Source organism: Vibrio sp. STUT-A16 (assembly GCF_026000495.1).
In the GTDB taxonomy this organism is placed as follows: domain Bacteria; phylum Pseudomonadota; class Gammaproteobacteria; order Enterobacterales; family Vibrionaceae; genus Vibrio; species Vibrio diabolicus.
In genome coordinates, this window is sequence record NZ_AP026765.1 from 1,879,596 (window position 1) to 1,906,327 (window position 26,732).

The 26,732-nt window shown below is 45.1% G+C and carries 11 protein-coding genes and 1 pseudogene; 7 read left to right on the top strand and 5 right to left on the bottom strand.

The window, feature by feature from the left end; genetic code table 11:
- The first annotated feature begins 144 nt into the window (after positions 1 to 144).
- Entirely contained in the window at positions 145 to 1,461 is a 1,317-nt protein-coding gene (locus tag OO778_RS09125; protein WP_170891452.1) for a TolC family outer membrane protein, read from the top strand.
- 2 nt (positions 1,462 to 1,463) lie between these two features.
- A complete protein-coding gene (locus OO778_RS09130; protein WP_264909309.1) occupies positions 1,464 to 2,078 on the top strand; it encodes an OmpA family protein in 615 nt (204 codons plus the stop codon).
- Positions 2,079 to 2,164: 86 nt separating this feature from the next.
- On the opposite strand, the gene OO778_RS09135 is transcribed toward OO778_RS09130, so the two are convergent.
- Complete coding sequence (locus tag OO778_RS09135) at positions 2,165 to 6,067, bottom strand: VWA domain-containing protein (RefSeq protein WP_264909310.1); 3,903 nt, start codon at positions 6,065 to 6,067, stop codon at positions 2,165 to 2,167.
- Between the two features lie 687 nt (positions 6,068 to 6,754).
- On the opposite strand from OO778_RS09135, the gene ltrA reads away from it, so the two are divergent.
- Entirely contained in the window at positions 6,755 to 8,227 is a 1,473-nt protein-coding gene (gene ltrA, locus OO778_RS09140; RefSeq protein ID WP_264909311.1) for a group II intron reverse transcriptase/maturase, read from the top strand.
- Between the two features lie 22 nt (positions 8,228 to 8,249).
- On the opposite strand, the gene OO778_RS09145 is transcribed toward ltrA, so the two are convergent.
- Together OO778_RS09145 and OO778_RS09150 are read right to left on the bottom strand one after the other, a co-directional pair.
- Entirely contained in the window at positions 8,250 to 9,662 is a 1,413-nt protein-coding gene (locus tag OO778_RS09145; protein WP_264911384.1) for a Calx-beta domain-containing protein, read from the bottom strand.
- A 159-nt stretch (positions 9,663 to 9,821) separates the two neighbouring features.
- A pseudogene (locus tag OO778_RS09150) lies at positions 9,822 to 20,170 on the bottom strand (tandem-95 repeat protein); the annotation flags it as partial.
- Positions 20,171 to 20,681: 511 nt separating this feature from the next.
- Between OO778_RS09150 and OO778_RS09155 the strand changes: the two are divergent.
- From OO778_RS09155 to OO778_RS09170, 4 genes are all read left to right on the top strand, one after another.
- Positions 20,682 to 21,992: a TolC family outer membrane protein gene (locus OO778_RS09155; protein ID WP_258633761.1), complete on the top strand. Its 1,311-nt coding sequence runs from the start codon at positions 20,682 to 20,684 to the stop codon at positions 21,990 to 21,992.
- A 2-nt stretch (positions 21,993 to 21,994) separates the two neighbouring features.
- Positions 21,995 to 22,609: an OmpA family protein gene (locus OO778_RS09160; protein ID WP_258633764.1), complete on the top strand. Its 615-nt coding sequence runs from the start codon at positions 21,995 to 21,997 to the stop codon at positions 22,607 to 22,609.
- A 167-nt stretch (positions 22,610 to 22,776) separates the two neighbouring features.
- Entirely contained in the window at positions 22,777 to 23,130 is a 354-nt protein-coding gene (locus OO778_RS09165) for a DUF2750 domain-containing protein (RefSeq protein WP_258633767.1), read from the top strand.
- A 187-nt stretch (positions 23,131 to 23,317) separates the two neighbouring features.
- A complete protein-coding gene (locus OO778_RS09170; protein WP_258633771.1) occupies positions 23,318 to 25,291 on the top strand; it encodes a diguanylate cyclase in 1,974 nt (657 codons plus the stop codon).
- Positions 25,292 to 25,303: 12 nt separating this feature from the next.
- Here the strand turns inward: OO778_RS09170 and queC are convergent, their stop codons facing one another.
- Both queC and queE read right to left on the bottom strand, forming a co-directional pair.
- Positions 25,304 to 25,999 carry a 7-cyano-7-deazaguanine synthase QueC gene (queC, locus tag OO778_RS09175; protein ID WP_048626429.1) on the bottom strand — a complete coding sequence of 232 codons (696 nt, stop codon included), beginning with the start codon at positions 25,997 to 25,999 and terminating at the stop codon, positions 25,304 to 25,306.
- A 14-nt stretch (positions 26,000 to 26,013) separates the two neighbouring features.
- Positions 26,014 to 26,664, bottom strand: coding sequence for a 7-carboxy-7-deazaguanine synthase QueE (queE, locus tag OO778_RS09180; protein WP_264909317.1), 651 nt, complete (start codon positions 26,662 to 26,664; stop codon positions 26,014 to 26,016).
- Positions 26,665 to 26,732 lie beyond the last annotated feature (68 nt).

Sequence of the window (26,732 nt, forward strand, 5' to 3'; positions counted from 1 at the left end):
GCGAAATCTTGGATTTTTGAAACAAAAGCTTTGTTTTAACAGTAGGTTGATAAATCCCTTACTCAAGCACTGTTATTTATGATGTTTCGTCTCAGTTATGAGATGAAATAGCAAAAAGCAACACGAATTTTTAGGAGAAATACCGTGAAATGGAACCGACTAAATATTGCTTGCTGCTGTAGTTTAATGGTGTCTATACCCGTTTTCGGTCAAACTTTAGAGCAAGCAGTGGCATTGACGTTAAAAAACAATCCTGACATTAAGAGTGCATTTAATGAATTTACGAGCAGAAAATACGTAAATGAAGCCTCTTCGGGTGCTTACTTGCCCTCTATTGATCTAGATGCGGGAATTGGGTATGAAGGATTAGACCCTTCTGACGAGGTGGGACGTGGGGATACAGATTACACTCGAAAGGAAGCTTCGGTAACACTAACTCAGCTCATATGGGATGGCAGTGCAACCTTAAATGATATCGATCGTACCGCAGCTGACGCTGAATCAGTAAGATTTCAACTTTTAGCCGATGCATCAGATAAAGCACTTGAAGTCACCAAAGTGTATCTAGATGCAGTAAAAGCTTACGAAATACTCAAGCTGTCTGAAAACAACCTGGCTGTTCACAAAGATATTTACGAAGACATTAAAAAACGAGTCAACTCGGGTATCGGCTCTACCGCTGACTTAACACAGGTAGAAGCACGTTTGGCAAAAGCACACGGTAATTTGGCAGCTGCTCAAAATAATTTGTACGACTCTCACACTATGTTCACTCGTTTAGTGGGTCAAACCCCGCAAGGGTTGATCTTTCCAAGAGCGGATCAGAATTTCATTCCATACACCATTGATGAAGCGGTAGGTTTGGCATTTGAGCTGCACCCTGTCATTCAAGTCGCGCTCGCAGACGTGGACTCTGCTAAGTTTCAATACAAACAGTCTAAAGGTGTTAATTACCCAACCATTTCCATTGAAGCTTCGCAAACATGGCGTGACGACGCTGATGGTTTAAAAGGTCGAAGTGATGAGACACTTGCCATGCTGCGTCTACGCTACAACCTATTTAATGGCGGCAGTGACGCTGCAAACTCAGAAAACTTTGCCTATCAGTTAAACAAAGCGAAAGACTTACGTGAAGGTGCTTATCGCAATGTTGAAGAAGGGTTAAGGCTTTCATGGAGCGCACTGGATTTGACCCTACAGCAAAAAGAGTTCCTGTCAGATCATGTAGACTCGGCATCTGAAACCGTTATTGCGTATGAAAAACAATATCGCATTGGTAAGCGAACGCTGCTTGATCTATTGAATACTGAAAACGAACTCTTTGAGGCACGTAAAGACTACTTAGATTCTAAATACGCAGAGCAGTACGCCAAATATCGAGTGATGAACGCAACAGGTCAACTGTTGAGTGCTTTAAGGGTCGAAATGCCTAAAGAATGGCTAGAAGAAGTGGAGTATTAATTATGAAACACATAACTCTTATTGCACTCTCATTGATGATTTCGGCATGCAGTTCATCCGATAAAGGCGATGAATATGATTATATTGATACGCCAATTGCCGATCAGTGGGCTGATCATATAGATGATGATTCTGATGGAGTCATTAATGAGCGCGATTTGTGTCCGGGTACTCCTTTAGGTGCCGAGATAGATAACGATGGCTGCGGTTCGTATGTCGACTCCTCGCAAGAAATGCAAATTCGAGTTCTGTTCGCGAACGATTCCGACGTGATCAATCCTATCTTTACACAACAAATTCGTGAGTTGTCCGACTTCTTGAAGGAGTACCCAAATACGTCTATCGAGATTCAGGGCTATGCTAGTCGGACTGGTACTGCAGAGCACAATCTCGACTTATCCAAGCGCCGCGCTGAGAACGTTAGAAAAGAACTCCTGAAGAATGGCATTAGTGGGGATAGAGTCACCATTGTCGGCTACGGAGACACAGTACTTGCAACACAAGGCACCGACCAAGTGAGCCATGCGTTGAACCGTCGAGTCACCGCAACGGTGATTGGCCACAAAGGTGAAGTGAAGAAAGAGTGGACCGTTTTCACGACACTTCCTAAGAGCTAACATCGCAATGAACGGAGTTTAAAAGTAAAAGGTCTAGCAAAATGCTAGACCTTTTTTGATGTTCAATTTTACCTGTGGCTAGGCTGCTACATGTCTTTGTATTGCGCTTCTAAACTTGCAATCAGACTTTGAGTCACATCATCGACACTTGCACCATCAAAATGGATGTCTAATGTCGAGCCACCTTTCGTAATACTCAAGTTCGCTTCCGAGCCGCCATCTGGTGCCACTTCTACGTGATACTCTCCGACATCACCAGTATGATCACCGGACTGAAGATCATTAAGAAGCTCTCCAATTTCATCTTTAGATAAGTCATCAAACAGATCGGAGAAGTCTAAAGTATCCTCATCTTTGTTGAAATCAGTAACGGTATCAACCTCGTTGGTCACTTCACTCCACTTAAAGATGTCAGAGCCCTCATCTCCCGTTAAGATATCATTACCCAAACCACCAATCAGAATATCATCACCTTCACCACCAACGAGTATGTCGTTGCCACCCTGACCAAACAGTAAATCGTTGCCAGCACCACCAGATAAGTTATCCGACTTATCACCTTGGTGAGATTGGTTGAATTCTTCTAGGTTATTTTTAACGTATTCATGGATGTCTTCACCATCAATGGTAGAAACATCTTGACCCGTTTGCTGTGCCACATGTGATTGAATCGCACTCAAACCTTGCTCATTACCGCCAAATTCAATTAAATCACCCAGCAAGATATCGTCACCTTCTCCACCCTGAATAGTGTCTGAGCCTTGTTTTAGGGGCACATCTTGACCCAATATCGTTTCAGCAAGCTTAGTAACATCGATATCTGACTCTACCACACCATCAGTGTCATACTGCTTAAGTGTCTGTTCATCAACACCACTACCAAGACCTATCGACTCTACTGAAGACAATGCTGCTAATACTTGATACATATGTTGAGCTTGTGTTGAGCTGCCACGTTCATCATCGTAACGGATAGAACCATAATATCTGTCGATATCCCCTAGAGTTCTGCCTGTTAGCGGTGAATATACCTGACCGTAACTATCTATAACGACATCACCTTTGTAGATAACCGTCTGTCCGTATGAATAATTATTGCTACTAACTATATCTTGCAGGGTAACAAGCTTGCCAGAATCATCGACATCCAAAATCACTTTCGAGAATTCATTCTGCGCTAAATGGTAGAGATGCGTTGCTCTATTTGGTTGACCATCAGTAACAAAGTACGTGATATTTTGGCCATTAGGGTTAGGTTGACTGCTAAACCATTCAACAGCTGACTGTAAACCCGCCTCATAGTTTGTGCCGCCGTCACCCTCATCACCTATAGCACTATTCAGTTCTTTTACAAACTCATCTCTTGCTGTTGGAGAACTCAAGTCAACGGAAATAACTGCTGACGCACTTGAAGCAAACTCACTGAGGTGAATATTCACTGTTCCAGGCTTCTCACCCTGATTTGCAGCACTTAACAGTTCATCAAACACATCTAGCACTTCTTGCTTCGCAGTTCCTACCCAGTTACCCATACTCCCCGAAGTATCCAAAACAAAGGCGATGTTGTAGTCCTGACCGGCAATGATCTCCAACCCTTGGACATCGCCAACAATAATATCGTGATCGTCACTGCCCGTTATCTGATCGTTCCCATGTGAACCCGACTCTAGAACATAGTCACGAGCTGTAAGCTCAACAGACTCTGTTGTTGAAGCGGCATCATTATTTGCTTCTTCAACCGACGTCGCGGTAACGCTTAGTGGGAACTCTAGACTACCTTCATAATCAAACGGTACTCTGATATCTAAAGAGACCTTACCGTTAGCATCCAGGGTGACAAGATAATTACCGTTTGCGTCCTGATTAACGGCATGTCCATCGATATACAGCTCTACACCATCCGGCAAACCTTCCACAAAAACAGTTTGCGCCAAGCTTTCACTTCCATCGACATCAACCAAATCAACGTTAATATCAACGGGAATCCAACGCTCTTGAAGCACTTCATAGGTGCCGTCGGGCTTCAATTCAACGACTTTGTCTGCAAAAACAATTCGTTCAATTTCATATAAGTGATCACCACGATCATCACTACCTGTGTGGTCGTTTACCGAATCGATAGAACGATTATCTAGCAAAATCCAATATGGAACTTGACCTCCATGATCGTCTTTGAAGGTCATTTTGTAGTCACTGAAGTTTCCAGTTAAGTAAACCGTATCTTGGCCATCATAATCTGTAATAGTGGACGCATCATCACCATAGAAAGAGTCGTTATTACCACCGCCAATAAATACGTCATCACCGCCGCCACCATAGAAGGTGTCATTGTAATCAGTCCCAACGAATAAGCTATCGGTATCACTTCTGTCGTTGTTGTCTCCTAGCATCACTCCGGCGTATGAGTGATTTTTTTGCACGACATCATCCAAACCAAGATCAGCAGCGACGAGTTCATTCTCTGTAGGCGTTTTATCTATCGCAGAAGTAGCTAAGTTGTGATTAGGATCAACAGCATCTCTTTTTACTAACTCTCCCACATTAATCGTGATCGCAGGGGCATCTGCAACTGCGACAACGTTGATATCAAGCGTATTTGTTGCGCCAGTATTTGTGGTGTAACTAATTAACGGAACATCACCTGACCAGTGCTCGGTAGGTTCAAATACGTAACTACCATCTTGGTTTACTAATAAAGTGCCACTGGTCAAAGATACGTTTTGACCTACCGCATAGTCAGTACCATTAATAGTAATGTGATCAACCATCAGGGTGTTGTCGTCATCAAAGTCATTACGCAATACGTTACCCTGTAGCGAATTATCTTCGTTGGTCTTCCCAATATCACTTTCCGTTTCCGTCGGTAAGTTCTCATGTACTACAACATTGATCGCTAAGTTAGACTCTGCTGAATCACCATTCGCGCGTTCTGTACTCGTTGCCTTCAAATTGATTGTGAAGTCATCATGGGAGCCCGCTGGTGGAGTCACAGTAAGTGCATCTAATGCCCAACTTGTCACGTCCAGTTCTTCATCAATGGTTGCTACAGTAATAGAGCTGTTTCCATCTGAAAGGATCGCACCTACAGGTAAGCCAGTTAGCGTGACTTTAAGTGATTCAGAGCCATCTGTATCATTTAAGCTTGCTTTAATTTCAGAGAGCGGTATCGCTGTATCTTGTAACCCTTCGTTCAGCTGATATGTTTCGTAAAACGCAACACCATTAACTTCTTGTAGTTCAGACGTTCTGATATCAGTTGCTTCTAGTGCACTTTCATCACTAACTACGTAAAGACTACTATTGCTCAGATTGACAGGCGCTTGTCCATTAATGGATACATCCACATTAAAGTTACCCGGACCACTTTGGTTATGGTGATAGATTTCAATTGGATAAAAGCCAGATACCGAAGGTGTAAAGCTAGCACCCTTAATATCACCACTGTCGCTACCCCAACGAGCTTGATCAAGTAACGTACCACCCAACTTGATTGCAAGGCTATCATCGGCTTGACCGACAAAGTCGTAACTCGAACCAGCTTCCAGATAAACAAGAGATGTAACGAGAACGGCCTCATTTGCTAAGGTCGCATTAGTACCTAAATCTTCTACATTTGCCAAACTCAATCGAGTACCATCGGCTTCATCAAGAGCGTTGATCGCTGAGATTAGAGTCTCTCCATTGACCCCCATACCATCACTAGAACCAACTTGAACATTACTCCATGTCGTAACGTTAAACTCTTGTTGGGGTAATGAGTTCTCGTGCGTCACTGCGATCAAGTTCGGTTTATCAGCGATAGGGTTTACGTCTATTGTCAGTGTTGACTCTTGACCGGTACTCTGTCCATCAGTTGGTTTAAAGCCAATTTGAGCGTAACTAGACTCCTGGTCTCCGACTTGATTTCCGCCGAAACTGGCACTGCCAGACTCATTTAATTCAGGTACAAAACGAACACTGTTTTCATCAAAGAGCGATTTATCAAGCACTTGATCGATTTGGACAGACTGCCAATCGCCTTGCGAATCTTTATACTCTAATGACCCATCGCTAGGAAGCGTTGTGATTTGGACGGAGAGCTCTGATACGTTAGAGTCCGTGCGACGTGAAGTCGCATGAAGCGCTGTTCACCGCGATAAGAGTGAACCGTTTGTATCACCAGACGACCCTAAGGCTCTGAATAAAGCAGCGAGCCTGACAATGTAACGAAGTTTGGCACTGTGCCAAACGGGAGCAGAACCGTGAGGGAATGCTCCTCCTGATAACCACGAATTGGGTGAGTGCTAGGGAATCAGTATGATGAACGAAAGTGAATCCATGTAAGGTGCGTTATACGTGAAGCAGCGGAAGTGGTTAATACGCTGTGGCCAAACGGCGATGGGAGTAGGAAAGAGGTTGGACAATACTCTTTCGTGATCGATAGGCTCCTCGCACTATAGTGGGCATCTACCCTGATATTGCGCGACATGCGGAACACGGTAAGCCAGTATCGTTCCTTCGGGAAAGCTGTCTGTGAAGAGAGCCGATAGCGGTGCTGGTAAAGGAGGTTGGAAAAAGCGAATGCTGCATTGTAATGATGCAGATACAAACGGATGTTTGACACGAAAGTGTGCCCACTTCCAACTGGTCTCCCATTGCAAGATGATTTGGAAAACTTTATTTAAGAAGGAACGCAGATGATCTCTTCTCATGAAGTGAGTGCCCCTTCTGGCAGCGCCCAATGGCAATCCATCGACTGGAAAGCGGTTGAGCGCCATGTGTTAAGGCTCCAGATGCGCATTGCAAAAGCAATCCGAGAAGGTAAACACGGTAAGGCGAAAGCACTACAGTGGATACTGACTCACTCGAAAGCAGCAAAACTTCTCGCTGTTCGTCGAGTATCACAAAACAAAGGCAGTAAAACGCCAGGAATTGACGGCGACATCTGGAACACCGATGCACGTCGAATGGCGGCAGTCAGCTTACTGATCAGAAAAGGCTATCGAGCTAAACCGCTCAGAAGAATCTATATCCCGAAGAAAAACGGCAAACTTAGACCATTAGGTATCCCGTGTATGATAGACCGAGCGCAACAAGCGTTACATCTTCTAGCACTAGAACCTATATCGGAAACAATTGCCGACCCTAACAGCTATGGCTTTAGACCTAACCGAAGCGCAGCCGATGCAATACAGCAGTGCTTCAAATGCCTGTGCAAAAAGGGAGCAGCACAATGGGTTCTTGAGGGGGATATCAAAGCTTGTTTCGACAAGATAGGTCACCAGTGGCTACTTGATAATGTACCGACAGACAAAAGGATGCTCAAGCAATGGCTGGAATGTGGTTATATAGACAAAGGGCTATTCTACAAAACGGCAGAGGGAACACCACAAGGAGGGATAATTTCACCCACCCTGATGTTGCTCACTCTTGTCGGACTAGAAAAGTTAATTAAGTCTATCGCTCGCAAGACAGGCAGCAGAGTAAACTTTATAGGTTATGCTGACGACTTTGTTATCACGGGGTCTTCAAAGGAAGTCCTAGTGAATGACATTAAGCCGCAACTGATGGCTTTCTTACAAGAAAGAGGTTTAGCGCTTTCTGAAGAGAAAACGCACGTTACTCATATCAATGATGGTTTTGACTTTCTTGGTTTCAACGCCAGAAAGTACAAAGGGAAACTGCTCATTAAACCGAGCAAATCCAACGTATTATCATTCTTACGAAACATGCGTGACCTCATTAGAAAACACGCAACAATCCCAGTAGCCGATCTCATTAAGATGATGAATCCAAAGCTACGAGGATGGGCGAATTACTATCGCCACTGTGTTGCTAAACAAACCTTCGGCTATGTTGGTCATCAGATGTTTCTAGCGTTATGGCGATGGTCAGTCAGGCGTCACCCAAACAAGGGACGTAAATGGATCGCACACAAGTACTTTCTAAACTATCAAGGGCAATGGATTTTCCATGGCTGGTTTAAAAAGGATGGACTGTATGGCGTGATCCGACTGTTTCAAATTGGTCAAGTGCCAATCAAGCGACATGTAAAAATCATGAGTCAAGCGACCCTGTTCGATCCTTTTTGGGAAGGTTTTCTCAATGAACGTAAGGTGAAAAATACAGGTCGTAACTCATGGTTTGATCCTGTCGCCACTGCTTTGTGAGTTGCTGGGTAACAATAACGCCTTAGTGGAGGCTTGAGCCGTATGCAGTGAAAGTTGCACGTACGGTTCTTAGGAGGGCGGCATCTGGTAACAGGTGTCGCCTATCCGACACATCGCTAATACCGAATGATGACCAATCAAGCATCACTTGGGTATCTTCACTCATCTCAACCGCGGAAGGCGAAGATTCAGGAGCATCATTCACATTTACCAGAGAAACATTGACCTCGGCAGTATCAATCCCGCCAGTTCCATCGATAACCTCAACCTGAAGCGTATAATCGCCCAAGTCAACATCATCGATTGTCTTGTTCAATGAAATCTCTCCGCTTGTCGGGTCGATATCAAAAATACCATTAGTGGTCGAGCCATCTGCAAAGCGGTATACAAGCACATCATTATCGTGATCTTCAGCAACGACCGTACCAATAACGGACCCACTCACCGTGTTTTCGTTAACTGACCCGAAGTCGTAAACATCATCATTTGGTTTGTCACCAGCACTATCGCCGCCAGAAATAAACTCTGGAGCGTGCTGAGCATCTATAATAGAGACTGTTGCTTCATTCGAGTCACTTGCAAGCGTCGAATCTGCACCAACCGTATCAATTAGAGTCACAGTTAGGTTTTCAAGATCTTCGTAAATACCATCATAGAGAGTTTTTATATCAATCGGCGCCGACGTTTTACCCGCTGGAATCGTGACTGTGTACGTACTTGGAGCAATATAATCTTTGTCATCAACATTCCCGCCGATTGTGAATATTACCAGTACATCTTCATCTGCTTTTTGGTCAATGTTGACGATAAATTTTGCATCACTACCTTCATCAACTGAGGATTGATCTGAGCTAATAGTCACTTTCGGTGCACTTTGGGCATCAACGATCACAACACTTGCGCTGTTATTTGAAGCAATGCTCGCATCAGCGCCATCCACCTCTTTAATGGTTACTGTGAAAGATTCTGCGCCCTCATAAATACCATCGGTGAGCGTCAGTAAGTCAAGAGCAGCTGAAGATTGACCCGCAGGAACTTCAACACTCAGAACGCCAACAAAATCTTTTCCATCTTGGGCCACGCCACTATATTCGACATGAACCGTAACACTCTCATCTGCAACTTTATCAAGTGTCAGCGTAAAGCCTGCCGTTTCACCTTCATTTACGCTGTTTTGATCGGCACTGATACTAACTAAAGGTGCAGGTTCAGAATCCACAATATTTGCGTTACCAGTTGCAATACCATTACTGGTGACACTACCGATTTCCGTAACCGTCAGACCAAAGCTCTCATCACCTTCATGGACATTATCTAGTTTGGTCGGGACTGCGACTTTAATTTCAGCGACACCTGGAGGTATGGTAACGTCTCCATTAGGCGCTATATCTAATGTTTGAGTTTGACCATGAGTATCCACATAGGTCACTACCATAGTGCCTAGATCAACATCTTCCGCAGTATAGCTATCATTTGTTGTTGACTTCAGATTGACGACAACGGTCTCTTGAACAGGGTTAGAGAGTAAAAGGGTAAATATTGCGTCAGTTCCTTCAATGACATCGCCGGCATCTACTACGCTAAGTTCTGTACTATCATTATCAAGAACTGTTGCCGTCCCCGTTTCACCGCCGAGCTCAAGAACGATCGTTTCGCTGCTTTCCACAACCAAGTCATCAATAGTCGGAATCGATATTTCGAAGCTACTTATACCTGCAGGAACAATCAAGTAACCACCTAAGAAAACAACACCATTTGTGTAGGTTGCATTTGATAGATTTACGTCATTCTTATCAACTGAAGAACCTTGAACAAGCATATCAACTTGGTACTTAACAGCAGTACTGGTGACTTCATCTAGAACAACCGAAAACGTGACATTGTCACCCTCAGTCACGCTATCACCGACCACAGACAGGCTTGGCCCATTTTCAGCAATATTACCATCTAGCATTTCATTAACGATATTGACTGTAGATGGATCGCTAACGCCACTTTCAGAGTCGACTGCCACATATCCAAAGCTGTCTTCGGCAGGAACACCTTCTACATAACGTAACTCCCAGTTACCTTCATTTTTCGTAGAAAAATCTAACTGAGTAATGACCGAACCTTCAGGAAGAGCTAGATCTTTCCCATAACCAACGCTTGTTTCTTGGAATAGCATGAAGTTGCCTTCAGGCTTCAAAAACTCGAACGTTTGAGTCTGTTGGACATTATTTGAATCTAAGTATGTAACCGTAATAAGTGCTGCGTTGTCATCACCGTAATCAAACAATCCACCTAGTCCATCTAGACCAAGGTTTACGCTGCCCACAGGATTATTAGACAAATCGATCGTAATCGTTTCACCTTTCTCAATACCCTGCCCATCATTGTCAGCGATACCATTGCCGATGTGTGACACCTGGCGGTTGTACTGCGCAAGCTCACCGCTATCAGAAGAAATGGTGATAGAAGCTCCATTTGCTAAATGCTCAGTACGGGAATGTGATGAACCACCATCCTCACTTAATCCCCAGTTATTGAAATCTGTTGTAGATTCCGAGCTATTAGGCGTATTAGGACGATCTTTGATACCTAATAAGAAGCCAACATTATCAGCTTCATAGTAAAGGCTGTCTTTGTCATAAAGCGTATCGCTTACTTCTTTAATTTCGTGCAACTCACCATCACTATCTTTAAAGAACAACGTACCTGAGGTTGGCAGTTCAGTAATCCGGACATGTAGATCGTTGCCTTTTAAATCGTCTTCAACATCCGCGATATGATCTTGAGAGTCACCGCTACCCAGAGGTTTCGTATCGGTATCAAACACAACGTGCGTAAGCTGATCATCGGCCACATGCGTAAAGTCTTCACTGTCAGGTTTGTCGTTTACTGGTGTCACATTGACCGTGACGGTAGTGGATTCAGATACACCGCCTGATGTCACGACATAAGTGAACGTATCTTTACCGACGTAGTTATCATCTGGTGTGTAGGTTATCGTGCCGTCGTTGTTTACGATGACGGTGCCATTTTTAGGACCATTCTCAGCGTCCAAAGACACCACTTTATCAGTGTTTTCAAACGTATCGTTGCCTAAGACGTTAATGATAGTTGGTGTGTCTTCGACTACATCCGCACTATCCGCCTCGATGTCGACTACTGGTGCAACCGTGAAGTTCACCGTTTGGCTGACGCTTTCACCACTGGGATCGGTAGCAGTAAACGTTAGGGTTTCTGAACCGTTCCAGTCTGCTGTTGGTGAAATGGTCGCGATGCCATTTTCAATCGAAACCAACACGTTGCTGTTGCCAGACACTGAGAAGTTCAGCGCGGAGTCGCTGTCTTTAAATGCGTCGTTTAAATCAATCGTGTAGTTCGCGAAGTCTTCCGCTAGCACTTGATCTAAGATGACATTATCGATGGTTGGCGCATCGTTAACACGATTCACAACCAAACTATCACTGTCGCTAGCCGTTGGATTAACACCATCCGATACTGACGCGCTGATAGTCAGATCTTTAAGGTTGAGTTCGTCGTTGTTAACCGCGTCAACACCCGCTTGAGTCAGCTTGACTTCATCGCCAACCAACACGAAGTAACCGTTTGAGTTGTTTTCTAAAGAAACGGTTAATTGATCTTCTGGCGTATCAGTATCAGCGACTTCCAGCGTCGCCACTACCGTATCCGTGTTCACGGCATCTTCAGTGATGCTTTCTACGGCATCAACTTTGATAGTTGGTGCATCGTTCACCGCATTCACGGTGACGTTGACCTTCGCTTGGTCAGTCAGCGAACCATCCGTAACGGTGTAAGTGATTTCGGCGTCACCATTGAAGTTCTCGGCTGGTGTGAACACCAACTTACCGTCAACAATCTCAACTGTACCTTGGTCACTCGGCACAGACGCCGAGTCAATGCGTAACGTATCACCATCGATATCAGTATCGTTTGGCAGGACATCAATCGTGACAGCGATATCTTCTTGTGTTGTTGCCGTGTCATCTTTCGCCATTGGCGCGTCATTGACTGGCGTCACATCGACGTTCACCGTGGTGGATTCCGATACCCCGCCTGACGTAACGATGTAGGTGAAGCTGTCTGTACCGTGGTAGTTGTCGTTTGGCGTGTAGGTTACGCTGCCATCAGGGTTGACGGAGACTGTACCGTTAGCTGGGCCTTTACTGGTATCAAGCGACACCACTTTGTCGTCGCCTTCGAACGTGTCGTTACCTAAGACGTTAATGATGGTTGGCGTGTCTTCCACGACCGTCGTGCTATCTGCCACGATGTCTGCCACAGGCGCAACCGTGAAGTTCACCGTTTGACTAATGCTTTCACCGCTTGGGTCTTTAGCTGTGAACGTAATTGTCTCTTTGCCATTCCAATCCGCAGTCGGAGTGATGGTAGCAACACCATTCACAATAGAAATTTGGATGTTATTATTGCCAGAGACTGAGAATTCTAGCGAGGAATCAGAATCTTTGAATACTTCATTCAAGTCGATCGTGCATGCATCGAAATCTTCCGATAACACTTGATCTGTAATGACATTATCAACTGTTGGCGCATCATTAACACGATTCACAACCAAACTATCACTGTCGTTAGCCGTTGGATTAACACCATCCGATACTGACGCGCTTATAGTCAGATCTTTAAGGTTAAGTTCATCGTTGTTAACTGCATCGACGCCTGCTTGAGTCAGCTTGACTTCATTGCCAACCAACACGAAGTAACCGTTTGAGTTGTTTTCTAAAGAAACGGTTAATTGGTCTTCTGGCGTGTCAGTATCACGAACCGTTAAGGTTGCGACTACCGTATCAGTGCTCACTGCGTCTTCAGTGATGCTTTCTACGGCATCAACCTTGATGGTTGGCGCATCGTTCACTGGATTAACGGTAACGGTCACCTTCGCTTCGTCGGCCAATTGACCGTCCGTTACGATATAGGTGATTTCAGCGTCACCATTGAAGTTTTCTGCCGGTGTGAAGACGAGTTTTCCATCCACCACTTCAACCGTACCCTGCTCTTTAGGTACAGAGGCTGATTCAATACTCAGCTTATCGTCATCCACATCAGTATCGTTTGGCAGAACATCAATCGTGACAGCGGTATCTTCTTGTGTTGTTGCCGCGTCATCTTTTGCCACTGGCGTATCGTTCACTGGTGTGACATCGACGTTCACCGTGGTGGACTCCGATACCCCACCAGACGTAACGATGTAGGTGAAGCTGTCTGTACCGTGGTAGTTGTCGTTTGGCGTGTAAGTCACGCTGCCGTCAGGGTTGACCGAGACCGTGCCGTTGGCTGGACCGTTGTTGGTATCCAGCGACACCACTTTGTCGTCGCCTTCGAACGTGTCGTTACCTAAAACTTTAATGATGGTTGGCGTGTCTTCCACAACCGTCGCTTTATCAGCCTCAATGTCCGCCACAGGCGCTACTGTGAAGTTCACCGTTTGGCTGACGCTTTCACCGCTTGGATCGGTGGCAGTAAAGGTTAGGATTTCTGAGCCGTTCCAGTCTGCCGTTGGTGAGATGGTCGCGATGCCATTTTCAATCGAAACCAACACGTTGCTGTTACCGGCTACTGAGAAGCTAAGCACGGAGTCGCTGTCTTTAAATGCGTCGTTTAAATCAATCGTGTAGGTCGCGAAATCTTCCGATAACACTTGATCTGCAATCGCATTTTCAACAATCGGTGCATCATTAACACGATTCACAATCAAACTGTCACTGTCGCTAACCGTTGGATTAACACCATCCGACACTGACGCGCTGATAGTCAGGTCTTTAAGGTTAAGTTCATCGTTGTTAATCGCATCGACGCCCGCTTGAGTCAGCTTGACTTCATTGCCAGCCAACACGAAATAGCCGTTTGAGTTGTTTTCTAAAGAAACGGTTAATTGATCTTCTGGCGTATCAGTATCAGCGACTTCCAGCGTCGCCACTACCGTATCCGTGTTCACGGCATCTTCAGTGATGCTTTCTACGGCATCAACTTTGATAGTTGGTGCATCGTTTACTGGATTTACTGTAACGGTCACCTTCGCTTCGTCGGTCAATTCACTGTCCGTAACGATGTAGGTGATTTCAGCGTCACCATTGAAGTTTTCTGCAGGAGTGAAAACGAGTTTTCCATCCACCACTCCAACCGTACCCTGCTCTTTAGGTACAGAGGCTGATTCAATACTCAGCGTATCGTCATCCACATCAGTGTCGTTTGGCAGAACATCAATAGTAACTGCGGTGTCTTCTTGTATCGTAGCGATGTCATCTTTCGCCACTGGCGCGTCGTTGACCGGCGTCACATTGACTTCAACGGTAGTGGATTCAGACACACCGCCTGATGTCACGACATAAGTGAACGTATCTTTACCGACGTAGTTATCATCTGGTGTGTAGGTTATCGTGCCGTCGTTGTTTACGATGACGGTGCCATTTTCAGGCCCCTTATCGGCGCCCAAAGACACCACTTTATCAGTGCCTTCAAACGTGTCGTTACCTAAAACCTTGATGATGGTCGGCGTATCTTCCACAACCGTCGCGCTGTCTGCCACGATGTCCGCCACAGGGGCAACTGTGAAGTTCACGGTTTGACTAACACTCTCGCCGCTTAGATCGGTGGCGGTAAAGGTCAGTGTTTCTGAGCCGTTCCAGTCTGCCGTTGGGCTGATGGTAGCAATACCATTCTCTATTGAGACATTTACATTGCTATTACCAGAAACGCTGAAGCTCAGCTCGCCATCAACGTTATCCACATCGCTGAAGGCCGTATTCAGATCGATCGTGTATGGCGTGAAATCTTCCGCCAAGGTTTGGTCTGCAATGCTACTCTCAACCACAGGCGTATCGTTCACGGCATTCACCGTAACTTTGACCGTCGCTTCGTCAGTCAGCGCACCATCGGTGACGGTGTAAGTGATTTCAGCATCGCCATGGAAGTTCTCTGCCGGTGTGAACACCAGTTTTCCATCAATAATTTCGACTGTACCTTGTGTTTCAGGTACAGACGCTGATTGGATAGACAGCGTATCGCCATCCACATCGGTGTCGTTTGGCAGGACATCAATCGTCACTGGAGTATCTTCGTCAGTAACAGCGGTATCATCTTTTGCCACTGGCGCATCGTTGACTGGCGTCACATCGACGTTCACCGTGGTGGATTCACTGACGCCCCCGGAGGTAACGATGTAGGTGAAACTGTCTGTACCGTGGTAGTTGTCGTTTGGCGTGTAGGTTACGCTGCCATCCGAGTTGACCGAGACCGTGCCGTTAGCTGGACCATTGTTGGTATCCAGCGACACCACTTTATCGTCGCCTTCGAACGTGTCGTTACCTAAAACCTTGATGATGGTTGGCGTGTCTTCCACAACCGTCGCTTTGTCTGCCACGATGTCCGCCACAGGGGTAACCGTGAAGTTCACCGTTTGGCTGACGCTTTCACCGCTTGGATCGGTAGCCGTAAAGGTTAGGATTTCTGAGCCGTTCCAGTCTGCGGTTGGGCTAATGGTCGCGATGCCATTTTCAATCGACACCAACACGTTGTTGTTGCCAGAAACGCTGAAGCTCAGCTCGCCATCCACGTTATCCACATCGCTGAAAGCGGTATTCAGATTGATGCTGTATGGCGTAAAGTCTTCCGCCAAGGTTTGGTCTGCAATGTTGCTCTCAACCTCTGGCGTGTCGTTCACCGCATTCACGGTGACGTTGACCGTCGCTTGGTCGGTCAGTGTACCATCGGTAACGGTATAAGTGATTTCGGCGTCGCCATTGAAGTTCTCTGCCGGTGTGAAGACCAATTTGCCATCAACAATCTCGACTGTACCTTGGTCACTCGGCACAGATGCCGAGTCAATCGACAGCTTATCGCCATCAATATCGGTGTCGTTTGGCAGGACATCAATCGTCACTGGTGTATCTTCGTCAGTAACGGTATTGTCATTGGTCGCCACTGGCGCATCGTTCACTGGTGTGACATCGACGTTCACCGTGGTGGACTCACTGACCCCACCGGAGGTAACGATGTACGTGAAGCTGTCTGCCCCGTGGTAGTTGTCGTTTGGCGTGTAAGTCACGCTGCCGTCAGGGTTGACCGAGACCGTGCCGTTGGCTGGACCGTTATTGGTAACGTGTCGTTACCTAAAACCTTAATGATGGTTGGCGTGTCTTCCACAACCGTCGCGCGGTCAGATTCAATATCCGCCACAGGTGCAACCGTGAAGTTCACCGTTTGGCTGACGCTTTCACCACTTGGATCGGTGGCAGTAAACGTCAACGCTTCTGAGCCGTTCCAGTCTGCGGTTGGTGAAATGGTCGCGATGCCATTTTCAATCGAAACCAACACGTTGCTGTTGCCAGACACTGAGAAGTTTAGCGAGGAATCAGTATCTTTGAATACTTCATTAAAGTCGATCGTGTATGCATCGAAATCTTCCGCTAACACTTGGTCTGCAATGGCATTTTCTAAAGTCGGTGCATCGTTAACACGATTCACAACCAAACTATCACTGTCGCTAGCCGTTGGATTAACACCATCCGATACTGACGCGCTGATAGTCAGATCTTTAAGGTTGAGTTCGTCGTTGTTAACCGCGTCAACACCCGCTTGAGTCAGCTTGACTTCATCGCCAACTAACACAAAGTAACCGTTTGAGTTGTTTTCTAAAGAAATGGTCAATTGGTCTTCTGGCGTATCAGAATCAGCGACTTCCAACGTCGCCACTACCGTATCAGTGCTCACTGCGTCTTCAGTGATGCTTTCCACGGCATCAACCTTGATAGTCGGTGCATCGTTTACTGGGTTAACGGTAACGATCACCTTCGCTTGGTCAGTCAGCACACCGTCGGTGATGGTGTAAGTGATCTCAGCATCACCATTGAAGTTTTCTGCCGGTGTGAACACCAGTTTGCCATTCACCACTTCAACCGTACCCTGCTCTTTAGGTACAGAGGCTGATTCAATACTCAGCTTGTCGCCATCCACATCAGTATCGTTTGGCAGAACATCAATAGTAACCACAGTGTCTTCTTGTGTCGTCGCGATGTCATCTTTCGCCACTGGCGCGTCGTTGACCGGCGTCACATTGACTTCAACGGTAGTGAATTCGGATACACCGCCTGATGTCACGACATAAGTAAACGTATCTTTGCCGACGTAGTTGTCATCTGGTGTGTAGGTCACCGTGCCGTTGTTATTCACAATGACGGTGCCATTTTTAGGACCATTATCGGCGTCCAAAGACACCACTTTATCAGTGCCTTCGAACGTGTCGTTACCTAAGACGTTAATGATGGTTGGTGTGTCTTCGACTACATCCGCACTGTCTGCCTCAATGTCAGCTACCGGTGCAACCGTAAAGTTCACCGCTTGGCTGACGATTTCACCACTTGGATCGGTAGCAGTGAACGTTAGGGTTTCTGAACCGTTCCAGTCTGCTGTTGGTGAAATGGTCGCGATGCCGTTTTCAATCGAAACCAACACGTTGCTGTTACCGGACACTGAGAAGTTAAGTGTGGAGTCACTGTCTTTAAATGCGTTGTTTAAATCAATCGTGTAGGTCGCGAAGTCTTCCGATAGCACTTGATCTGAGATGACATTATCAACAGTCGGCGCATCGTTAACACGATTCACAATCAAACTATCACTGTCGTTAGCCGTTGGATTAACACCATCCGATACTGACGCGCTGATAGTCAGGTCTTTTAGGTTAAGTTCATCGTTGTTAACCGCATCGACGCCTGCTTGAGTCAGCTTGACTTCATCGCCAACTAACACAAAGTAACCGTTTGAGTTGTTTTCTAAAGAAACGGTTAATTGGTCTTCTGGCGTATCAGTATCACGAACCGTTAAGGTTGCGACTACCGTATCCGTGTTCACTGCATCTTCAGTGATGCTTTCTACGGCATCAACTTTGATAGTTGGTGCATCGTTTACTGGATTTACTGTAACGGTCACCTTCGCTTCGTCGGTCAATTCACCGTCCGTAACGATGTAGGTGATTTCAGCGTCACCATTGAAGTTTTCTGCCGGAGTGAAGACGAGTTTTCCATCCACCACTTCAACCGTGCCCTGCTCTTTAGGTACAGAGGCTGATTCAACACTCAGCTTCTCGCCATCAATATCGGTGTCGTTTGGCAGGACATCAATCGTCACTGGCGTGTCTTCGTCAGTAATCGCCGTGTCATCTTTTGCCACTGGTGCATCATTCACTGGCGTCACATCAACGCTCACCGTGGTGGATTCCGATACCCCGCCTGACGTGACAATGTAGGTGAAGCTGTCTGTACCGTGGTAGTTGTCGTTTGGCGTGTAAGTTACGCTGCCATCAGGATTGACCGAGACCGTGCCGTTAGCTGGACCGTTATTGGTATCAAGCGACACCACTTTGTCGTCGCCTTCGAACGTGTCGTTATCTAAGACCTTGATGATGGTCGCCGTGTCTTCCACAACCGTCGCTTTGTCTGCCACGATGTCCGCCACAGGCGCAACCGTGAAGTTCACCGTTTGGCTAACGCTTTCGCCGCTTGGATCAGTGGCAGTAAACGTTAGGATTTCTGAGCCGTTCCAGTCCGCGGTTGGAGTGAACGTAGCAATGCCATTGACGATCGCCACTTGAATGTTGCTGTTGCCAGAGACGCTAAACGTTAACTCGCCATCGGCGTTATCCACATCGCTGAAAGCGGTATTTAGATCGATGGTGTATGGCGTGAAATCTTCCGCCAAGGTTTGGTCTGCGATGTTGCTTTCAACCACAGGTGTGTCGTTCACCGCATTCACGGTGACGGTGACCGTCGCTTGGTCAGTCAGCGAACCATCGGTGACGGTGTAAGTGATCTCAGCGTCGCCATTGAAGTTCTCAGTTGGCGTAAATACAAGCTTGCCGTCAATAATCTCGACTTGACCTTGGTCACTCGGCACAGACGCCGATTCGATGCTTAACGCATCGCCATCGATGTCAGTGTCGTTTGGCAGTACATCAATCGTTACTGAGGTATCTTCCTCTGTAATTGTTGTGTCATTAAGGGCAATAGGCGCATCGTTAACTGAGTTTACTGTTACCGAGACTTGAGCTTCATCCTCTAGCTCACCATCTGAGATGGTGTAGCTAATAGTTGCATTACCATTGAAGTTTTCAGCCGGAGTGAAAACAAGCTTACCATCGACAATCTCAACGATACCTTGCTCTTCTGATACAGAAGCAGAGGTAATGGTTAAATCGTCACCTTCAATGTCACTGTCGTTAGCGAGCACATCAATTACAACCTGGGAATCTTCGTCAGTTTGAATCGCATCGTTAGTCGCTATTGGCGCGTCATTAACAGGCTTAATATCTAAATTAGCAGTGCCATTAATAACACCCCCATCGTCATCAATGATGTCATAGGAGAATGACACTTCAGTATCATCATCAGCTTCTGGTATATAAGTCCAAGATCCATCGTTGTTATCAATTAAAGTGCCATTCCCACTCTCAATAGTAACGTTTGTAACGATAAGAGTATCAGCATCGTCAATATCGACATTTGATAGTAGTTCTTCGGTAGTTATCGTGATGGGATCGCTATCTTCTTCGATAGCGCTTAATGTCACTGGAGAATTAGTAAGCGGTTTATTTGAGCCATCTCCACTGGTTTCTATATTTGTTGCGAAAAAGTCATTTAAGGTCAACGCTTGTGTTTCAGATAAACCGAGGGATTCCAAGCCAATAGTTTCAAAATTTGTTGAGGCCAGTACTTCAGTGCCATCCCGTGCAATCGTGGCACTATTTTGTAAGCTTGAACCACTGTTTTCACCCGCTGCCGGCGCGAGTTCTTCATCAACTATAGAAGGGTCTTGACCTTGCTCAATAGCACCAATAATTCGTGCCACATCATCAGAAATATCTTTTGAGCCTTGCTCTTCAGTTAGTTGAATGTTCAAATTTAGAGGTGCAGCATCTGTCGTTGCCACTACCACTTCACCTGGTAGGGGCTGTTGTCCTTCTGTTAGGACTCTCAGCTCCCCATCTAAACCTATTACGACGACTTGATTACCGAGTGACACTAACGCTGTACGATCCATATAAATCTTAACCCTAAATAACTGTCAAGTTTTTGACTAACAATACTAATTTGCTATATATTGCCTGATTATATAGTGCAATAACAGCAATTTGATGCTCAATTAAGTAATTATGTGTCATACATCAATAAGAATCCAGGCGCATATTTGTCTTATTTTAATAAAAGACGCTCAACTCTTGTTAAACATCAATTTCACTTTAAAATCGGGATCCTTATTCAAAATTTAGACCCGCCAAATGAATTAATTTATCAAGAATGAAACAAATGAACAATGAATCAACAGGTTACTTCATCGTGTATTAATGTTATTGTGCGCTAAATTATTGACGCCCTTATAGGTATCCCACTTATAAGCCCTCTCACCTCGAGAAATTTTATTATTATCTAGGAGAATCACAGTGAAGTGGACTCGTGCCAACGCCTTTTGCATTGGTGTGTTCGCAGCTAGTCATGCTTTTGGGCAAACACTAGAGCAAGCGGTTGAAAACACATTAAAAACCAATCCTGACATCAAAAGTGCGTTCAATGAATTCGTTAGCAAGCAGTATGTGAATGAAGCATCTGGCGGTGCTTACCTCCCATCCGTAGATTTAGACGCCGGTATCGGTTATGAAGGCATTAACCCCGCAGAAACAGGGCGAGATCCAACGGATCTGACAAGAAAAGAAGCCACCGTGACACTAACCCAACTGATATGGGACGGTTCTGCGACACTTAACGATATGGATCGAACAGCAGCTGACGCAGAATCAGTTCGTTATCAACTGCTCGCTGATGCTCAAGACACGGCACTCGAAGTGGCAAAGGTTTACTTAGATTCAGTAAAAGCTTATGAAATTCTTACACTTTCAGAAAACAACTTGAAGGTTCATAAGAAGATCTACGAAGACATTAAAAAGCGAGTTAACTCAGGACTTGGGTCTACCGCTGACCTAACTCAAGTAGAAGCTCGTTTAGCAAAAGCTCACGGTAACTTGGTGGCGGCTCAGAACAACTTATATGACAGCCACACCACGTTTACACGCCTTGTCGGACAGTCCCCACAAGGATTGATTTTTCCGCGAGCGGACCAGAACTTTATTCCCTACACCATAGATGAAGCAATTGACTTGGCATTTGAATCGCATCCAGTAATCAAAGTTTCGATGGCAGATGTAGACTCAGCTAAGTTCCAATATAAGCAATCTAAGGGAACTTACTATCCAACGATATCTGTAGAAGCGGCTCAAACGTGGCGTGATGATGCAAGCGGTATCGAAGGAAGCAGTGATGAAACGACAGCGATGCTGCGTATGCGTTACAACCTCTTTAATGGTGGTAGTGATGTCGCCAATGCTGAAAACTTTGCCTATCAACTAAACAAAGCCAAAGATTTACGAGAACGCGCATACCGCAGCGTTGAAGAAGGGCTTCGTCTATCATGGAGCGCGCTAGATTTAACGCTTCAGCAAAAAGAGTTTCTGGCGGATCACGTAGATTCGGCATCTGAAACTGTTATCGCCTACGAGAAACAGTATCGCATCGGTAAACGAACCCTTCTGGATTTGTTAAATACTGAAAACGAGTTATTTGAAGCGAGAAAAAACTACTTGGATGCTCGATATTCAGAACAATACGCGAAATACCGTGTAATGAATGCGACCGGCCAATTGTTAAATGCCTTGCGAGTCGATGTGCCTACGGAATGGAATGAAAAGGTGGAGTACTGATCATGAAACCAATAAAAATTCTATTTATATTAAGTCTTCTCGCCGTTACTCAACAGGTTGTTGCTGAAGACGAGTATGACTATCGACCTGTACCAAATGCAGAGCAAATCGCTGACCTTCAAGATGAAGATAACGATGGCGTCATCAACGCTCGAGATATGTGCCCTGGCACACCGGAAGGCTCAGAAGTCGACAATGACGGTTGCGGCGAATACATTAAAGCATCAGATAACATGCAAGTGAGAATACTTTTTGCCAATGACTCTGATGAAATCAATCCCGTATTCAGAAGACAAGTACGTGAACTGTCCGATTTTTTAAAAGAATACCCTACTACGTCGATCGAACTGCACGGCTACGCGAGTAAAGTTGGTGGCTCTCAGCACAACCAAGATCTATCAGAGAGACGAGCACGCAATGTCCGTGAGGCGCTATTGAGCTACAACATCGAACCGAGCAGAGTTCGTATTGTTGGCTTTGGAGATACTCACCTAGCGCAACAAGGTACCGATGAAGTCAGCCACGCTTTAAACCGCCGAGTAACTGCTTCTGTCGTTGGTTATAAAGGCGAGATTAAAAAAGAGTGGACAATATTCACTACCCTCCCTGAAAGGTAAAAATGTCTGTATTAATGTTTGTTCAAACAAGCATTAATAAATCTAGGACGACATAAGAAAAGGAGCTTCGGCTCCTTTATTTTTACTCATTGCAATAACCGTATTATGCTTTAGGAATCGGCACTTTAGTGTTACCCTAGCGGCGTCATAACAACGAGAGTTTTGAAATGAGCAAACTTACATCAGATATCCAAGCAAACCTTGACCTTTTTATTGCAGAAACGAAAGAAAACCAACTGGTTTGGGGTTTACGCAATGAAGAAGGTTGGCTATCTTGCGATTCAACTGAATTCGAAAACAGTGAAGTCATGCCTTTCTGGTCTTCGAAAGAAGATGCAGAAGCGCACAATGTTGAAGAATGGGCTGACTTCACTGTACTAGAAATCCCACTAGATATCTTTGTTGAAGATTGGCTTTTAACTCTTGCAGAAGATGGTGTTCTTGTTGGTACTAACTGGAACGATCAGCTAGAAGGCAAAGAAATGGAGCCTCAAGATCTAGCTAAGCTTTACATTGCATAACGACTTCTAGACCTCAACTTTATGTTGGGGTCTTTCTTTTGATGCTCTTTTTTTGATATATCGACCAAGTGCATAGTTTTCCTATTCTTTTTCTTCGTACACCCAACTCAATCACAACGCTGATTAATTAATAGCGCTATGATTCTCCAATTCCAAAGCAACAAAAGAACATAAGGCACGTTTAAATATGCGCACGCTCTATCCTTTGCTTGCGTCACTCTTACTCGCCCCGGTATATGCTAGTGACACTCAAGATATTGAGCCAGAACAAAATATCACGCAGTGGCACGCCGTTTATCAAACCACATTGAGAAGTAATCCTGACTCAGCATTAAGCATGCTTCAAGATCGATACCACACCGCGAAATCGCACAGCGAAAAACTCTACGTCAGCGGGCTGATTTATGAATACATGTCGAACATAAAGCAGCCGTACTATGGAAGCAGCCAAGTTCTCAACAATAACTTTGCTCAGTTAGAGTCAGAGTACATTCTTGCCTTAAATGAACGTAAGCATGGTAGTTATGACGCCTCAGTAAAGAGCTTTTCTTCATTGCGACAAAAAATGAAGCAGACTTCAGATTCTGAAGGCAAAGCTTTGATGAACTATCAGCTCTGTTATACGTTGAATCAACAAGGTCGTTATCACAAAGCAAACTTTTATTGCTCGTCGTTAGAAAGCCATCTAAGTCAACAACACCAAGAAAACTTCCCTATTGATCTCGCGTTACGTGTGGTAGCGAATAACTATAACTATCGTGGTGACTATGAAAAAGCGCTGAGCCTTTATCGAAAGCTGCTGGCCAACATGTCTGCTCAAAGCGATCCTTCTGGCATTTACAATGACGTCGGAAATTTGCTAGCAGAGCTTGGGCAGTTTGAACAATCAGAACAATATCTCATCCAAGCCCTACTCGCTCGTCAAGATGAAGGGACACCACTCAAAGTCGCACAAGTCGAACATAGCCTTGGGGCAATGTATAAGAAATCCAAAGAATTCGATAAAGCCATCAATCATTATCAAAATGCATTAACAATACTCAACCAGCTCCACTACCCATATGGTCAAGGGTTAAGCTACTTAGGGCTGTCTGCGGTTTTAGCCGAAAGTGGGCAACTGGATACCGCAGTAGATTACATTAGAAAAGCTTTAGACATTGCTGAAACGTATGAAAATACGCACCTCGAAACGGAAGGGCATTTAGCTGCTGGGTTCGCGTATTTGAAAAACTATGCTAATGAAAAATCGATTGCACATGGCAAAGTCGCGTTAACACTAGCGAGCAATAACTCTAGACCATTATTACAGGCACAAGCTCAATTACTCCTTTCCGAAGCATACCAAGCCCAAGGTGATTATAAACTGGCATTAGAGCACCACGAAGCCTATTCAACCATTGAATTGGCCAACCGAGACGCTAGCAATATTAAAGCATTAGAGGCATTAGACCTCACAAAGAAAGAGTACGAATATGATCTTCAAGTCGCTCGGTTGAATAATGAAAAAAGCTTAAATCAGCATCAATTTGAGAAGCTTGCCGATCAAAAGCGCACTTATAATTTTGTTGTTTCCTGTTTGTTGGTCTTGCTCATTCTGGCATTGATACTTCAGCGACAAACACGACAAAAAGCCAAAATAGATAGTCTAACATGTGCGTTGAATAGAGCGGCAATTATAGAGACCATCAAAGGTCAAACCTCCAAAGCGGACGAAGACTTCCGCTATGTTTTAGCATTAATCGACCTTGATGACTTTAAGACGATAAATGATCAATACGGTCATCCGACTGGCGACTTGGTGTTACAGCAAGTTTGCCAAGTGCTTAAAGCTAAGCTCAATAAGGGAGAGTATATCGGCCGTTTGGGTGGAGAAGAGTTTATCTTATTATTGAAAAACGTCGATGAAATTGACGTTCCTTTCCGGGTGCAAAGCCTACACAAAACGATTTCAGAGAAGCGCGTACGCACGGTAAATAATAGTGATCTGAGTGTAACTGCTAGCTTGGCCTATCTATCAACATCAATGCCGCTTACCAACTTTGATGAACTTTATTCGATACTAGACCAAGCTTTATACCAGGCTAAAAAGCAGGGAAAAAACATCATTATAGACGCATACGATGAGCCAATTAGCCTAAGTTCTGACTATGTTAGCCAGTAAAACAAGGCACGACTAAACGTCAGCAGCCTGCTTGTTCACAAGAGACTGCATTACGGTCTCTTTATTGTTTAGGTAATCATCTAAGCCAGCTTTGCGCAAGTCGCACGATGGGCAATCACCACAACCATCACCAATGACCCCGTTGTAGCAGGTCAACGTATTTTCACGAACCAGTTGCAACGCGTCATATTGATCAGCTAACGCCCACGTTTCTGCTTTATTTAGCCACATTAACGGTGTTTTGATCGTCAGGTTACGGTCCATCCCTTTCACCAAAGCCGTGTTCATTGCTTTCACAAAATCGTCACGACAATCTGGATAACCACTAAAGTCAGTTTCACACACGCCAGTAATTACGGTTTCAGCCCCAATTTGGTAGGCGTAGATTCCTGCGAGCGTTAAAAATAGAATGTTACGGCCAGGAACAAAAGAGTTTGGCAGGCCGTTTTCTTGCAATTCGTGTGAGACAGGGATGTCATCGCGCGTGAGAGAGCTAATCGCAAGTTCGTTTAAAAGGCCAACATCCATCACTTTATGCGCTTTGACACCAAGATCCTTTGCGATCTTTTGTGCCACTTCTATCTCTAACTTGTGGCGCTGACCATAATCAAAAGTAATGGCATGAACTTCATCAAACTCTTTAAGTGCTTGAACCAGACAAGTCGTGGAATCCTGACCACCACTAAAAACAACAACGGCTTTTTTCATTTCTCTCTCCGCTCTTAAGCAATACTTAGGTATTTATGAGTTTGAACAGACAAGCGCCAATTGCGAGCAATGCACGTTTCAATACACAATTGCGTTGCACGAGGCTTTTGGCTAATAGGCTGCAATGCAATGACAGTCTCAACCGCGACATTCGCATTTGCCAATAGCTCATCAAGGTGGTCGATGTCTTTTTGCGTACCAACTGGGTGCTTAATCTCATTCGCACGCTCTAACGCGCTATTGAGAACTGGCAGTTTACCCTTCATCGCCACTTTTGGTGACACGGTCACCCATGTATTTTCTGACGTGATGACTTCTGATGTGCCACTGGTTTCGATTTGGCATTGGCAACCCATATCTTCAAACACCTTTGTTAAAGGGCGTAGATCATAAATACAAGGCTCACCACCAGTAATCACGATATGTTTAGCATTAAAGCCTTGCAGTTGATATTGCTCTACGATGTTCTCGGCAGATGCGACGCACCATGTCGGAGAATCTTCCGTCTTCACCAAAATATCACCAATTTGACGTTGGTCATTCTCATCTGCATACCACGTTTGTTTGGTATCGCACCATGAGCAACCAACCGGACACTCTTGAAGGCGAACAAAAACAGCAGGTACTCCAGTGAAAACCCCTTCCCCTTGGATGGTTTCAAACATCTCATTTAGCTTATACAACGTAGAACTCACTCAACTCATAATACTTCGAGGCGAAGACCTTAATGGAC